Genomic DNA, 13515 nt, shown 5'->3' with positions numbered 1-13515 from the left:
CGCAGGCTGTCGGTTGAGGAAAAACTGTAAGACCCCGGAAGGTCTTCAGTGCGGTACATATTGCTTGCCCCGAACTGGCAGTCGAGACTTGACAGGACGCCGGTAGAACAGCGCTTAATCGACGTCTGCTGTGGGTTGCCATGCAACCTCGTTTCCCCTGGTGCCCGTACTTAATAATAAAACTGGAGCTTCAGATGACCGCAACGCCCGAAGTGGCCGTCAGTTCGACCACCCAATCGCTTGATTTCGACGCGCTCGTTCAATTGCTTGAGCAGGTTTTTCTGCGTCACGGTACGTCTGCCGACGTCGCCAAAACCCTGGCGCTCAATTGCGCCGGCGCTGAACGCGACGGCGCGCACAGCCACGGCGTATTTCGCATCCCCGGCTATGTCTCGACGCTCAAGAGCGGCTGGGTCAACGGCCAGGCAGTGCCGGTGGTCGAGGACGTTGCCTCAGGTTTTGTCCGGGTCGATGCCGGCAATGGTTTTGCCCAGCCAGCGCTCGCCGCCGCCCGTGCACTGCTGGTAGAAAAAGCCCGCAGCGCTGGCATCGCGGTGTTGGCGATCCGCAATTCCCACCACTTTGCGGCGCTGTGGCCGGATGTGGAGCCGTTTGCCTATGAAGGACTGGTGGCGCTCAGTGTGGTCAACAGCATGACCTGCGTGGTGCCGCACGGTGCCGATCGTCCACTGTTCGGCACCAACCCGATCGCCTTCGCCGCGCCTCGGGCTGACGGTGAGCCGATTGTCTTTGACCTGGCCACCAGCGCCATCGCCCATGGCGATGTGCAGATCGCCGCGCGAAAAGGTGAGCGCTTGCCGGTCGGTATGGGCGTGGACAGCCTTGGCCAGCCGACTCAGGACCCGAAAGCGATTCTGGAAGGCGGCGCGTTGCTGCCGTTCGGCGGCCACAAAGGTTCGGCACTGTCGATGATGGTCGAGTTGTTGGCGGCGGCGTTGACCGGCGGTAATTTTTCGTTCGAGTTCGACTGGTCGAATCATCCGGGAGCCAAAACGCCGTGGACCGGTCAGTTGCTGATCGTGATCGACCCGAGCAAGGCGGCGGGGCAGAACTTTGCCGAGCGCAGTCAGGAACTGGTCCGGCAGATGCATGGAGTGGGTCTCAAGCGTTTGCCAGGTGACCGGCGTCATCATCAGCGGGCCAAGTCGGCCGTCGAGGGGATCGCGCTGGACGCTCAAACCCTGGCCGATTTGCGAGCGTTGGCCGGGCAATGACGCCGACGTAATACGCAAGCATGCAAAAGGCGAGCACCAGGCTCGCCTTTTTTACGCGGTCGCTTGAAGCCAGAGCGCTTAACGACGGCCCAGCAACAACCCTACCACCAGGCCGAAACCGGCGGAGATGGCCACGGTTTGCCACGGGTGACCACCGATGTAGGTTTCGGTCGCGTCGACCACAGGTTTGGTACGGTCACGCACACTGCTGACCGAATCCCGGGCCTGTTGGAGCTTCTGTACGATTTGCCCGCGCAGGGTCTCAGCTTCCTCACCGACCAGTGAAGCGCTGCTTTTGAGCAGTTTTTCCGACTCTTCGATCAGGGACTGAAGTTCGCTGAATGCCTGATCCTTGATTTGGTCTTCGGCTATTTGTGCGGCGGTTTTCCGGGCCATTGGGTTACTCCTTGCAGATAAATGGGCAGTGAACAATGGAGTCTGTCACTGGCGAAAAAGTTGCACTCGATTTTCGCGTCGCGCCAACCCGGAACAAAAATCCCGGGTCGGACATTTCCTCCTACAGTGTAAGATGTCGCCTATTTTATGCAGCAGGTAACTCCCATGAGCTTCAATCTGGCCGACAAACCCCTTGCCGAGCGCGCGGCGCTTGAAGATGAAAAATCCCGTCTGTTCGACCTGTGGCAAAGCAACCTTGGCAAATCCAAGGGCGAAGCCGCGCGCTTGTTTGGCGAGCGCGCCAAACGTAAAGGCAAATGGGCTGAATGGGTTCGGGCCGAACTCGACGGCATGTCACCGCCGGAATTCGCGAACATGGTGCGCAGTGAAGTCAATCGGCTGATGGCTGCCAAGTAAACGCAGCCCTCAGGCAAAACTCTCGACAATGGCTTCACGCACTTTCAGCACCACCGGGTCGAGCTGGGTGCTGGTGCGCCAGCCCAGCTCGATCGGGTAGCGCGGTAATGCCAAGGGGCAGGGCAGCAGTGCCAGCCCGCTGAGCGCCGCGATGCTTTGCGCCGCGTGCGCCGGAATGGTCGCTACCGCCTGGCTGCCCTTGAGCAAGTGCGGCAACGCCGCGAAGTGCGTGGTTGACGCGCACACCCGTCGACTCAGTCCCAGCGCCGCCAGCCCTTCATCGGTGATCCCGATAAAACCTCCCGACGACACCAGAATGTGCTCGCGGGCGACGAACTCTTGCAGGCTGATCGCCTGTTGTCCGGGCGCCAGGCTGCGCGGATCGACCAGGCACATGTAGCCGCCTTCCCCCAATACCTGACGACTGAGCAACCGCTCGCTCAACCCGCCCGCAGTGATCGCCAGATCAATGCTGCGCTCCATCAGTGCTTGGGCGACGATCTGGCTGTGGGTTTGCCGGAAGATCAGCCGCAACTTTGGCGCACTGACGGCAATGCGTTCGATCAATCGCCGTCCGTAAGCAATTTCGAAATCATCCGACAGGCCCAGCGCCACCGAGCGTCCCTCGTAATGGTTGGCTGCCGGATCGACCATCGCCAGGCTCTGACGGCATTTGTTCAACGCGTCACTCACCACCGGTTTCAACTGATTGGCCTTAAGCGTTGGCGCAAGGCCACGACCGGTGCGCACGAACAACTGATCGCCATACACCTCGCGCAGCCTTCGCAGCGCGGCGCTGACGGCTGATTGGGTCACCCCCAGACGCAACGCCGCGCGGCTGGCGCTGGACTCTTCATGCAGCGCTTCAAAGACTTTGAGCAGATTGAGGTCAATGTTGGCGATATTCATTGCGTTCATATCAGTTAGCAGTGAGCAGGGCTTTATTCATGATTGCGTGGCGCCTGAGAATGAGCAACACCTCATTGCTTTCGGAGTTACCGACATGCCCAAGTCAATCGTTGCTGCACTTCAAATCGGCGCCTTGCCCGGTGGCAAGGCGGAGACGCTGGAGCAGATTCTCGCCTGGGAAAACGCCATTACCGACTCCGGCGCCGGGTTGGTGGTCATGCCCGAAGCGTTACTCGGTGGCTATCCCAAAGGCGAAGGCTTTGGCACTCAACTGGGCTTCCGATTGCCGGAAGGTCGTGAAGCCTTCGCCCGCTATTTCGCCAACGCCATCGACGTGCCCGGCATCGAGACCGAAGCGCTGGCCGGGTTGTCGGCGCGCACGGGTGCGAATCTGGTCATCGGCGTCATCGAGCGCGCCGGCAGTACGTTGTATTGCACGGCGTTGTATTTCGATCCGCAGGCCGGACTGGTCGGCAAACACCGCAAATTGATGCCCACCGGCACCGAACGATTGATCTGGGGCAAAGGCGATGGCTCGACACTGCCGGTAATCGACAGCCAGGTCGGGCGGATCGGCGCGGCGGTGTGCTGGGAAAACATGATGCCACTGCTGCGCACCGCGATGTACGCCAAAGGCATTGAGGTGTGGTGCGCACCGACGGTCGATGAGCGTGAAATGTGGCAAGTCAGCATGCGCCACATCGCCCATGAAGGACGCTGCTTTGTGGTCAGCGCTTGCCAGGTTCAGGACTCGCCGCAGGCCTTGGGCATGGACATCGCTAACTGGCCGGTGGATCGGCCGCTGATTGCTGGCGGCAGTGTGATCGTCGGACCGATGGGCGACATTCTGGCAGGGCCGTTGCGCGGCGAGGCGGGATTATTGACCGCCGAAATCGATACCGACGATCTGGTTCGCGCCCGCTATGACTATGACGTCGTCGGGCACTACGCGCGCCCGGATGTGTTTGAGTTGATCGTCGATGAGCGCGCCAAACCGGGTGTCCGCTTCAACGCGTAAAGCCCTGTGGGAGCGAGCTTGCTCGCGATAGCGGTGGATCAGGCAACTGATTTGTTGAATGTGCCGCCGTCATCGCGAGCAAGCTCGCTCCCACAAGGGAAATGCTTCGTTACCAAACTGCCGCGGCTCACCAAGTGCCAGTCGTAGGCCCTGGCAAACTCAGTTTGCCCGTATCTACAAAACGCATCGTGCCAAACAATCCGCCGGCCAGTTTGCCACGCAGCACGTAGGGAAGATTATTCAACGTCTGCGTCTGTGTCAGGCCCAGCGTCTGGCGTATCACCGAGAAGGCCGAAACGCTTACCGGCACTGTCAGCACGGTTTCGGAAAAGCGTGCAATCGACCCCGATTGATCGCTGACGCCGGAGGCCAGCGGCTGGCCATTGACCTCCAGATCCAGTGCCACGCCGTTGTAGTCAATCGGCGTTTCGTTGGGGTTTTGCACGCGGATCTTTACCGCAAACCGTACTTCCATGTCCTGGCTTTGCAGCGGTTCGATGCCGACCACATTGATGTTCAACGGGTCGCGATGGGGGAAGAGGGCGCAGGCGCTCAGGGAGAGCAAGAGCAGGGAAAGGATGACGGCGTGGACGCGGCGCATGGACAGGCTCTCGTTCAGAAAAAGGGCTGAACCGCCAACGGCTCGGCCCTTGAGCCTTTTAGCGGGTCAACTGTGCGACCGTCGCAGGCGTTGCGGGTTCACCCTTGGCCGGGACATCGGGATTCTCCATGACCTGCAGAATCGAGGCTTCCGGATCGAAATCGTCTTCTTCCAGCTCGATGAATTCCTCGGGCAGGAAGATGTTCAGCACGATAGCGCACAACGCGCCCACGGTGATCGGCGATTCGAAGATGTTGTGCAACGCCAGGGGCAGTTCACGCAACACCTGCGGCACGGCCGCGACACCCAGGCCCATGCCGAGGGAAATCGCCACGATCAGCATGTTGCGTCGATGCAGGCCGGCTTCTGCGAGGATCTTGATCCCGGCCACTGCCACGGTGCCGAACATCACCAGCTCGGCGCCGCCGAGGACCGGCTTGGGCATCAATTGCAGCACCGCGCCAATCATCGGGAACAACCCGAGCAGTACCAGCAGGCCGGCGATGAAAAACGCCACGTAGCGGCTGGCCACGCCAGTGAGCTGGATCACGCCGTTGTTCTGCGCGAAGGTCACCATCGGCATGCTGTTGAACACCGCCGCCATGGCCGAGTTGAGGCCGTCAGCGAGCAGACCGGACTTGATCCGACGGATGTACACCGGGCCTTTGACCGGTTGCCGGGAAATCATCGAGTTGGCGGTCAAGTCGCCAGCCGCTTCCAGTGGCGACACCAGGAAAATCACCGCCACCGGCACGAACGCCACCCAATCGAAATTGAAACCGTACTTGAACGGCACCGGTACGCTCATCAGCGGCACGTCGGGCAGGCTGGCGAAATTGACGTCGCCCAACAACCAGGCCACGACGTAACCCAACGTCAGACCAATCACAATCGCCCCGAGGCGCAGGAACGGCACGTCGACCCGGTTCAATACCACGATGGTTCCCAGCACCAACGCCGCCAACGCCAGATGACTGGCCGCGCCGAGGTCTGCGGCGCCGAAGCCGCCCGCGATGTCGGTCATGGCGACTTTGATCAGCGACAGGCCCATCAACGTAATGATGGTGCCAGTGACCACGGGCGTGATCAGCATGCGCAGTTTGCCAATGAACTGGCTCAACACCACTTCGATGAACGCCGCGAAAAAGCACACGCCGAAGATGGTCGAGAGGATTTCATCGGTGCCACCGCCCCGGGCCTTGACCATGAACCCGGCGCTGAGGATCACGCTGATAAACGAAAAACTGGTGCCTTGCAGGCACAACAAACCAGAACCCACCGGACCAAACCGCCGCGCCTGGACAAAAGTGCCCAGGCCGGACACGAACAACGCCATGCTGATCAGGTACGGCACTTCGCTTTGCAGTCCGAGGGCGCCGCCCATGATCAGGGTCGGGGTGATGATGCCGACAAAACTGGCCAGCACGTGTTGCAGGGCGGCGAAGACCGTGGCGGTGAGGTGCGGGCGGTCGTCGAGGCCGTAGATCAGGTCGGAACGGGGCTGGGGTTTTGCGTGTTCGGATGAGGTCACGAGGAAAGCGCCAGGGCCAGGTCAAAAAATGGAGGCGCAGGATGCCAGAAAGACTATTTTGTGGCGAGCGATGAGCCCGCCCCCTGGCAAAAACCCTGTGGAAGTGAGTTTGCTCCCACAGGAATCAGCTGAACGCCGCCAGCAAATCCTCTTCGAACGCCTTCTGCGCATCCCCCGGCACCTGCGCACGATGACGCGCCAGGTGAAATGCCACATCGAAACTCATGTCGTCTCGACGCACAGCCCTGAGCAACCCTTTGTCTTCCCAACTGCGGGCAAAGTGATCGGGCAAATAGCCGACGTGTTTACCGGAAAGAATGAAGGCGAGGGTGCCTTCGACTTGCTCCGACCTTGCCGAACACCGTTGCCCCTGGAAGGGCTCATCGGCCCGCAGGAAACGGTAGGGATGATCGACCCGGTCACACGCCTGCAACGCTTGGTCGTGCGGCGCATCGTCGGTGAACAGCGGATGCCCGGGGGCGCAATACAGGTGTTGGGTTTCCGTAAACAACTGGCGGTAGTCAAACGCACGCTGCACCTGTGAGAAATAACCAATGGCCAGGTCCAGCCGTTGTTGCAGTAGCAGCCGTTCCATTTCCCCGGGCATGGCGCTGATCAATTCGATGCGCACCGATTCGTCGCGCTCACGAAAACGGCGGATCGCATCGGCCACGCGTTGCAGCACCGATTGATCCAGGGCTTCGGACAAACCGAGGCGCACTTCGCCGATCAAGCGACCGGCCACACCGTTGGATTGGTGGCGGAAGGTTTCGATGGATTCAAACAGGACACGCGTCGCTGTCAGCAGTTGTTCACCTTTGGGCGTGATCTTGAATCCGCCTTTGCCGCGACTGCATAACCGATAGCCGAGCCGGGTTTCGAGCTTGGCCATTTGCTGGCTGATGCTCGATTGACTCAACCCCAGCTCGCCCTGTGCCGCACTGAAACCACCGCACTCGACCACCCGGACAAACAAGCGCAGCAGCTGCAAGTCGAGGTCATGGAGTTGACCGAGCATCAAACATTACTCCGCAATAAAGTCAGGTTAACAAACTTGATATTTCGACAATGTATCGGAGCGCGCACGCTGCAACCACTTCCTCTGGTCAGGTGTTCGTCATGGCTCCCATGTTCAAGCTGTGTTTACCCGCGTTGTTCCTCGCCGTGGCCGTGTCGGCCCAGGCCGAGGAAAAGACCCTCAACCTCTACAGTTGGGCCGATTACGTAGCGCCCGAGACCTTGCAGCGTTTCGAACAGGAAACCGGGATTCACGTGCGTTACGACACGTTCGATGCGCCGGAAGTGCTCGAAACCAAACTGCTCACCGGTGGCAGCGGTTACGACGTGGTGGTGCCGTCGTCCAGTGTGCTGGCTCGCGGCTTGGCGGCCGGTGCGTTGAAAACCATTCCTCACGAAGGCTTGAAGGGCTACGCCAACCTCGACCCGGACCTGTTGGAAAAGCTCGCCGCCGTGGACCCCGGCAACCTCTACGGTGTGCCCTACACCTGGGGCACGCTGGGGCTGGGGATGAACGTCGAAGCGGTGCAGAAACGCTTGCCGAACAGGCCGCTCAACAGCCTGGATTTGCTGTTCAAGCCCGAGTACGCCGGCAAGCTGAAGGACTGTGGCATCGCGATCATCGATTCGCCCCAGGAAGTCATCGGTCTGGCGTTGCACTACCTGGGTAAAGATCCCTACAGCACCGACAAGAACGATCTCGACGCGGCGCAGACCGTGTTGCATCAATTGCAGCCAAACGTGCTGTACGTCGCCAGCGGTCGGCAGATCAACGATCTGGCCAATGGCAGTGTCTGCCTGGCGCTGACCTACAACGGTGACGCCAGCATGGCTGCCGATCAGGCGCGCAAGGCCAAAAAGTCCTACGAAATCGCCTACCGGATTCCCAAGGAAGGCACCCTCGTCTGGCAGGACAACCTGGCGATTCCCAAGGATGCGCCACATCCCGAAGCGGCCCGCCAGTTCATCGAATTCATGTTGCGCCCCGAATCCGTTGCTGCGCTGACCAACACGTTGTTCTTCGCCTCCGCCAACCAGGCTGCGACGCCGCTGGTGGATGAGGCGGTGCGCACCGATCCGGACATTTACCCGCCCGCCGACGTTCGCGGCCTGCTGTACGCCGACCGCACCATGAGCCTCAAGGACATGCGTCAGCGCACCCGCGTGTGGACCACTTTCCGTAGCCGCCAATAATAAGGAACCCGAGATGGACGTCCCTGTGCAAAACGATCAGGCCATGACCCGCGACAGTCTTTACGGCACAGCCGCCGAAAGCACCTACGCCGGCATCACCAGCTTCATGCGTCGACGCTACAGCCGTGACTTGCGCGGTGTCGATGTCGCGGTCAGCGGTGTCCCGTTCGACACCGCCACCAGCAACCGCCCCGGTGCGCGTTTCGGGCCGCGAGGCATTCGCGCGGCGTCCACCGGGATCGCCTGGGAACGCCACTGGCCGTGGACGTTTGATCCATTCGATCATTTGGCCGTTATCGACTACGGCGATTGCGACTTCGATTACGGCTCGCCGCACTCGGTGCCGGAAAGCATCGAGGCGCATGCCGAGCATATTCTCAACGCCGGCAGCGCGATGTTGACGTTCGGTGGCGATCACTTCATTACCTATCCGCTGCTCAAGGCCCATGCCCGCAAACATGGTCCGCTGTCGCTGATTCACTTCGATGCGCACAGCGACACCTGGCCGGACGAGGCGGGCAAGCGTGTCGACCATGGCACCATGTTCTGGCACGCGGCCAGGGAAGGGCTGGTCGATCCATCGCGTTCGGTGCAGATCGGCTTGCGCACCACCAATGACGATCACCAGGGCTTTCAGGTGCTGGATGCGCGGCAGGTGCACCGGCAAGGGTGCGAGGCGATTGTCGAGGCGATTCGTGCGCGGGTCGGCGATAACCCGGTGTACCTGACGTTCGACATCGATTGCCTCGACCCGGCCTTCGCACCGGGCACCGGAACTCCGGTGTGCGGCGGATTGAGCACGGTGCAGGCGCTGGAGATTCTCGGCGGTTTGCGCGGGATCAATCTGGTGGGGATGGACGTGGTGGAAGTGGCGCCGGCCTACGACAACGCGGACATAACCTCATTGGCGGCCGCGACATTGGCCATGGAAATGCTCTGCCTTTATGCGGCCAAACATAAAGTGGACCGGTAGTTCTATGATTCGCTGACGCCATCGCGGGCAAGCCCGCTCCCACAAGTACAGCGCAACACCTGTGGGAGCGAGCTTGCCCGCGATGCTTTTTCAGGCGACCGGGATTTTCGGAACGTCCAATGTTTCAGCCCCGGTAAATCGCGAATACGACCCGGCAATGGTTTCATGCGGCACACCCATCGCCACAGCGCTGACCTCATCCAGTCGCGACATTTGTTCGGCACTCAATTGCACCGTCAAGGCACCCAATGTCGCATCCAGTTGCTCACGCGTGCGCGAACCCAGGATCGGTATCAGCGCAGTCGTTGAACGCTTGGCCTTTTCTCGCAGCCAGGCAATGGCGACGTGAGTCGGGCTGGCTGCCAGCTCTTCTGCGACGCCGAGCAAGGTGTCGAGCAGGGCGGTGTCCCGTGCGCTTGTTTCGGCATGGATCAGCACGCCAAGTTTAGCGGCACGGTTGTCGCCGTCATTGCTGCGGTACTTGCCGGTGAGAAAACCGCCACCCAACGGCGACCATAACGTCGCGGCCAGGCCCAGGGCTTCGGCCATCGGCAGCTGCTCACGGTCAGCGCTGCGTTCGGCCAGGCTGTACTCGATCTGAATCGCGGCAATCGGCGCAAAACCGCGCACTTCGGCCAGCACGTCCGCCCGGGCGATGCGCCAGGCCGGGAAGTTCGACAGTCCGGCGTAGTGAATTTTTCCGGCACGCACCAGGTCGTCAAAGCCACGCAGGATTTCTTCCATCGGCGTCACGCCGTCACTCATGTGCGCCCAAAACAGGTCGATGTGATCGGTGTTGAGGCGTTTCAGGCTTTCTTCCACGGCGCGAACCATGTTCTTGCGGCTGTTGCCGGTGTGGGAAATACCGGCGGCGGGCGTGGTGCCCAGGGTGTATTTGGTGGCGATGACCAGGCGATCCCGTTCTGCGGCAATGAACTCGCTGAGCATGGCTTCCGATTGCCCGCCCTGATAGCCGTTGGCGGTGTCGATGAAATTGCCGCCGGCCTCCAGGTAGCCATCGAATATGCGTTTGGCTTCGTCACGTTCTGCGCCATGGCCCCAACCGGTGCCGAAATTGCCGGCGCCCAATGCCAGTTCCGAGACCCGCAACCCGGTTTTACGGCCGAAGACTTTGTAATGCATGAGATGACTCCTGAGGAAACGATGCCGTGAATGAGTTAAATGTTTGGCGACATGTATTGAATATTATGCGAGTAATATTTTACGTCAATCGGCTTTTTGATTTATCGCAAAAGGCCCGATTGACGGGGACATTGCTACTGCCAGTTTCTGACAGCAGCCTCTGCTAAGCTCCGTCGACTTCTCAGGAAAGAGACTACGGATCGTGTCGCGTACCACACGTTTACTCACGTTGTTGCAGGTGTTGCGGGGCAAAAGTCGTCCGGTTACGGCGGCAACGCTGGCCAGCGAACTGGAGATCTCCGAACGCACGCTGTACCGCGACATCGCCGAACTGACCGCGCTGGGCGCGCCGATTTTCGGTGAGGCGGGGATCGGTTACGTATTGCGCAGCGGTTTGTTCCTGCCGCCCTTGATGCTCAATGCCGATGAAACCGAAGCCATCGTGCTGGGGTTGCGTTACGTCGATCAGCGCGGCGACGAGGTATTGAGCAAAGCCGCGGCGGATGCGCTGGCCAAGATTGCCGCCGTGCTGGCCCCCGAAGCCCAGGATGCATTGCGCAACCCGACGGTGCTGCCGGGCCCGCCCGGTTATGGCTATCCGCAAAACGCGGTGCCGCTGAATGTGTTTCGCCAGGCCATACGTGATCAATCCAAGCTCAACATCGACTATGCAGATGCCAATCAGGTGCCCAGTCAACGGATGATCTGGCCCCTGGCGCTTGGGTTTCTCAATGAAGTGCGGATCATCGTTGCCTGGTGTGAACTGCGTGGTGCCTACCGCACCTTTCGCACCGACCGGATCTCGGCCGCCAGCGAGCAGGGCGAGCGTTATCCGGGGCGGCGCAGCGACCTGTTGCGCACCTGGCGCAAGCAGATGCAACTGGATGAAGCGGGGCGTTTCACTCCTGACAAGAACTGACACAGGTGTGTTCTAGGATGGCTCCATAACCAACAAACAAGGAGCCGTAAACATGTCCAATCCAGCCTCTTCACTGGCACCCGCCATTGCCGCCTACATTGCCGCCGCCAATGCTCGCGACACCTCGCGGGTCGGCAGTTTTTTTGCTGAGGATGCCAACGTGTTCGATGAAGGACATCACCGGACCGGCACGCAAGCCATCGCCCAATGGATGCAAGACACCGCACAGCGCTACGAACCCCGGGTCGAAGTGCTCGGCGTGCAACAGCGCACCGGTAAAGTGCTGGTGCACAACCGGATCTCCGGGACCTTTCCCGGCAGTCCCCTGGAACTGCGTTACATGTTCCGCCTTAACGAACAGGGCAAGATCGCCCGGCTAGACATCTCCTTGTAGCGCGAGTGCGTGGCATACTGCCGCGCATGAATGTCGACTCTCCCCTAAGTGCCTGGCAACACGCCATCGAACAAAAGGGCTTCGTCCAGGACGAAGCCCAGGAACATGCCGTGTGGGCGCTGCAAAAATGCCACGAAGCCTTGCACGAAGGGCGCACGCCGGTCACCGGGGTTTACCTCTGGGGACCGGTCGGGCGCGGCAAGACCTGGTTGATGGACCAGTTCTATCAAACCCTCAAGGTCCCGGCCCGTCGACAACACTTTCATCACTTCATGGGCTGGGTGCACCAGCGCTCATTCCAGCTGACCGGCACCGCCGACCCGCTGAAGGCGCTGGCCCGTGAGCTGAGCGAGGAAGTGCGGGTGCTGTGCTTTGATGAGCTGTTCGTCAATGACATTGGCGATGCGATCATTCTCGGACGGTTGTTTCAGGTGATGTTCGAGCAAGGCGTGGTGGTGGTCTGCACCTCCAATCAACCGCCGGATCAGCTGTACGCCGACGGCTTCAACCGCGACCGTTTTGTGCCCGCCATCGAAGCGATCAAGAAACACATGCAGGTGATCGCGGTGGATGGCGGCGAAGACCATCGCCTGCACCCGGGCGCTGGCCTGCAACGTTATTGGGTGGCAACCGCCGGACAGCCCAGCGCACTGGCAGAAGTGTTCAAGGCATTGACCGTTGGCCAGTCGGTGTCCAGCGAGCCGATCACGGTCGGTTATCGCTCGGTCAACGTCGTGCAGGCCAGCAACAAGGTGCTCTGGTGTCGTTATGCCGATCTGTGCGAACAACCGTTTGCCGCCATGGACTTCATGGCGCTGTGTGACACCTTCAGCGCTATTCTGTTGAGTGAGGTGCCCAACCTGAGCGCACAAAAGCGTGCAGGACGCATCGCCCGAGGCACCGAAGACGCTGCCGAACGCGTGGTTGCCGGTGATCGCGAACTGCCGCAATTGTCGGTGCACGACGACGGTGTCCGGCGTTTCATCGCGTTGGTGGACGAATGCTACGACCGCAAGGTGCCGCTGTACCTCGAAGCGCAAGTGCCGATGGCGGCGTTGTACACCGAGGGTTACCTTGAATTCCCGTTCCGCCGCACATTGAGCCGTCTACAGGAAATGCAGCTGCAACGTTTCGCAGAAGCCTAATTGCAAGGAGCCGCGAACATGAATCAGCCCCTGTCTCATCATTTGCTGACCATGGCTTATCAGAACGCCTGGGCCAATCACCGACTCGCCAAGGCCTGGAACCAATTGAGCGCGGCCGAACTGGTGGCGCCGCGTGTCAGCTTCTTCCCCAGCATCAGGGCCACCCTCAATCACATCCTGACGTGCGACTGGTTCTACATGGATGCGCTGGAGCGCGAGCTGCGCGGTGACGAGCCGCACCCTGATTGTTATGTGTTCTTCGCCCTGGACGAGCCGTTCACCTCGGGCCCTGACCTGCAGTGTGAGCAAGCCCACGTGGACCGTCGACTGATTGCCTACTGCGAACAGTTGCGCGATGCCGACCTGGGGCGAATGGTGACCATCGCCCGGGAAACGCCGCAGCATGACAGTCGTTTGCGCATGCTTTCCCATCTGTTCGAACACCAGATTCATCACCGTGGCCAGGTGCACGCCATGCTCAGCGGCACATCGGTCAAGCCGCCGCAGCTGGACGAATTTTTCTGCGCGGGAGAGTCAAGCTTGAGGGCCGCTGATTTTGCCGAGCTGGGGTGGACTGAAACGCTGATCTGGGGCGTTTGAGGCTGGTTCGGGTTGTCGACGAA

At 60.5% G+C, this 13515-nt stretch carries 15 protein-coding genes; 9 read left to right on the top strand and 6 right to left on the bottom strand.

All coding sequences use genetic code 11. From position 1 onward, the window contains the following. The first annotated feature begins 194 nt into the window (after positions 1-194). A complete protein-coding gene (locus ACM6I0_RS11635) occupies positions 195-1235 on the top strand; it encodes an Ldh family oxidoreductase (RefSeq protein ID WP_414922299.1) in 1041 nt (346 codons plus the stop codon). A gap of 78 nt (positions 1236-1313) precedes the next feature. On the opposite strand, the gene ACM6I0_RS11630 is transcribed toward ACM6I0_RS11635, so the two are convergent. After that, positions 1314-1631, bottom strand: a complete 318-nt coding sequence (locus tag ACM6I0_RS11630) for a DUF883 family protein (protein WP_285429842.1) — start codon at positions 1629-1631, stop codon at positions 1314-1316. A gap of 165 nt (positions 1632-1796) precedes the next feature. On the opposite strand from ACM6I0_RS11630, the gene ACM6I0_RS11625 reads away from it, so the two are divergent. Next, the gene (locus ACM6I0_RS11625; RefSeq protein ID WP_008155229.1) at positions 1797-2048 is read left to right on the top strand and encodes a hypothetical protein; all 252 of its coding nucleotides are present in this window, start codon (positions 1797-1799) and stop codon (positions 2046-2048) included. A gap of 9 nt (positions 2049-2057) precedes the next feature. Here the strand turns inward: ACM6I0_RS11625 and ACM6I0_RS11620 are convergent, their stop codons facing one another. After that, a complete protein-coding gene (locus tag ACM6I0_RS11620; protein ID WP_414922298.1) occupies positions 2058-2966 on the bottom strand; it encodes a LysR substrate-binding domain-containing protein in 909 nt (302 codons plus the stop codon). 85 nt (positions 2967-3051) lie between these two features. Here ACM6I0_RS11620 and ACM6I0_RS11615 point away from each other — a divergent pair, with 85 nt between their 5' ends. Then, complete coding sequence (locus tag ACM6I0_RS11615; protein WP_414922297.1) at positions 3052-3975, top strand: carbon-nitrogen hydrolase family protein; 924 nt, start codon at positions 3052-3054, stop codon at positions 3973-3975. A 127-nt stretch (positions 3976-4102) separates the two neighbouring features. On the opposite strand, the gene ACM6I0_RS11610 is transcribed toward ACM6I0_RS11615, so the two are convergent. The 3 genes from ACM6I0_RS11610 to ACM6I0_RS11600 all read right to left on the bottom strand — a co-directional run bounded on the left by ACM6I0_RS11610 (position 4103) and on the right by ACM6I0_RS11600 (position 7125). Further along, positions 4103-4576: an LEA type 2 family protein gene (locus ACM6I0_RS11610; protein ID WP_259157155.1), complete on the bottom strand. Its 474-nt coding sequence runs from the start codon at positions 4574-4576 to the stop codon at positions 4103-4105. A 58-nt stretch (positions 4577-4634) separates the two neighbouring features. Continuing rightward, complete coding sequence (locus ACM6I0_RS11605) at positions 4635-6107, bottom strand: nucleobase:cation symporter-2 family protein (RefSeq protein WP_414922296.1); 1473 nt, start codon at positions 6105-6107, stop codon at positions 4635-4637. A 124-nt stretch (positions 6108-6231) separates the two neighbouring features. Further along, positions 6232-7125, bottom strand: coding sequence for a LysR family transcriptional regulator (locus tag ACM6I0_RS11600; protein WP_285429829.1), 894 nt, complete (start codon positions 7123-7125; stop codon positions 6232-6234). A gap of 101 nt (positions 7126-7226) precedes the next feature. Between ACM6I0_RS11600 and ACM6I0_RS11595 the strand changes: the two genes are divergently transcribed. After that, positions 7227-8318, top strand: coding sequence for a polyamine ABC transporter substrate-binding protein (locus ACM6I0_RS11595; protein WP_285429828.1), 1092 nt, complete (start codon positions 7227-7229; stop codon positions 8316-8318). Between the two features lie 13 nt (positions 8319-8331). Further along, positions 8332-9291 carry an agmatinase gene (gene speB / locus ACM6I0_RS11590; RefSeq protein ID WP_285429826.1) on the top strand — a complete coding sequence of 320 codons (960 nt, stop codon included), beginning with the start codon at positions 8332-8334 and terminating at the stop codon, positions 9289-9291. Positions 9292-9381: 90 nt separating this feature from the next. Here speB and ACM6I0_RS11585 read toward each other — a convergent pair whose 3' ends face one another. Beyond that, positions 9382-10434 carry an aldo/keto reductase gene (locus ACM6I0_RS11585; RefSeq protein WP_414922295.1) on the bottom strand — a complete coding sequence of 351 codons (1053 nt, stop codon included), beginning with the start codon at positions 10432-10434 and terminating at the stop codon, positions 9382-9384. 202 nt (positions 10435-10636) lie between these two features. Between ACM6I0_RS11585 and ACM6I0_RS11580 the strand changes: the two genes are divergently transcribed. From ACM6I0_RS11580 to ACM6I0_RS11565, 4 genes are read left to right on the top strand one after another with little or no spacing between them, the layout of a single operon-like run. After that, positions 10637-11353 (top strand): helix-turn-helix transcriptional regulator, encoded by a 717-nt coding sequence (locus ACM6I0_RS11580; RefSeq protein WP_222587002.1) that lies wholly within the window; start codon positions 10637-10639, stop codon positions 11351-11353. Between the two features lie 52 nt (positions 11354-11405). Continuing rightward, positions 11406-11747, top strand: coding sequence for a nuclear transport factor 2 family protein (locus ACM6I0_RS11575; protein ID WP_222587001.1), 342 nt, complete (start codon positions 11406-11408; stop codon positions 11745-11747). 26 nt (positions 11748-11773) lie between these two features. Then, positions 11774-12892, top strand: coding sequence for a cell division protein ZapE (gene zapE, locus ACM6I0_RS11570; protein ID WP_285429821.1), 1119 nt, complete (start codon positions 11774-11776; stop codon positions 12890-12892). A gap of 18 nt (positions 12893-12910) precedes the next feature. Beyond that, positions 12911-13492 (top strand): DinB family protein, encoded by a 582-nt coding sequence (locus tag ACM6I0_RS11565; protein ID WP_414922294.1) that lies wholly within the window; start codon positions 12911-12913, stop codon positions 13490-13492. Positions 13493-13515 lie beyond the last annotated feature (23 nt).

This window comes from Pseudomonas sp. IT-P294, assembly GCF_949767865.1.
In the GTDB taxonomy this organism is placed as follows: Bacteria; Pseudomonadota; Gammaproteobacteria; order Pseudomonadales; family Pseudomonadaceae; genus Aquipseudomonas.
This window is presented reverse-complemented; position numbering and strand designations above follow the sequence as displayed.

Coding starts and splice junctions, on each gene's coding strand:
- ACM6I0_RS11635 (WP_414922299.1), top strand. CDS start 195: ATGACCGCAACGCCCGAAGTGGCCGTCAGTTCGACCACCCAATCGCTT.
- ACM6I0_RS11630 (WP_285429842.1), bottom strand. CDS start 1,631: ATGGCCCGGAAAACCGCCGCACAAATAGCCGAAGACCAAATCAAGGAT.
- ACM6I0_RS11625 (WP_008155229.1), top strand. CDS start 1,797: ATGAGCTTCAATCTGGCCGACAAACCCCTTGCCGAGCGCGCGGCGCTT.
- ACM6I0_RS11620 (WP_414922298.1), bottom strand. CDS start 2,966: ATGAACGCAATGAATATCGCCAACATTGACCTCAATCTGCTCAAAGTC.
- ACM6I0_RS11615 (WP_414922297.1), top strand. CDS start 3,052: ATGCCCAAGTCAATCGTTGCTGCACTTCAAATCGGCGCCTTGCCCGGT.
- ACM6I0_RS11610 (WP_259157155.1), bottom strand. CDS start 4,576: ATGCGCCGCGTCCACGCCGTCATCCTTTCCCTGCTCTTGCTCTCCCTG.
- ACM6I0_RS11600 (WP_285429829.1), bottom strand. CDS start 7,125: ATGCTCGGTCAACTCCATGACCTCGACTTGCAGCTGCTGCGCTTGTTT.
- ACM6I0_RS11595 (WP_285429828.1), top strand. CDS start 7,227: ATGGCTCCCATGTTCAAGCTGTGTTTACCCGCGTTGTTCCTCGCCGTG.
- speB (WP_285429826.1), top strand. CDS start 8,332: ATGGACGTCCCTGTGCAAAACGATCAGGCCATGACCCGCGACAGTCTT.
- ACM6I0_RS11585 (WP_414922295.1), bottom strand. CDS start 10,434: ATGCATTACAAAGTCTTCGGCCGTAAAACCGGGTTGCGGGTCTCGGAA.
- ACM6I0_RS11575 (WP_222587001.1), top strand. CDS start 11,406: ATGTCCAATCCAGCCTCTTCACTGGCACCCGCCATTGCCGCCTACATT.
- zapE (WP_285429821.1), top strand. CDS start 11,774: ATGAATGTCGACTCTCCCCTAAGTGCCTGGCAACACGCCATCGAACAA.
- ACM6I0_RS11565 (WP_414922294.1), top strand. CDS start 12,911: ATGAATCAGCCCCTGTCTCATCATTTGCTGACCATGGCTTATCAGAAC.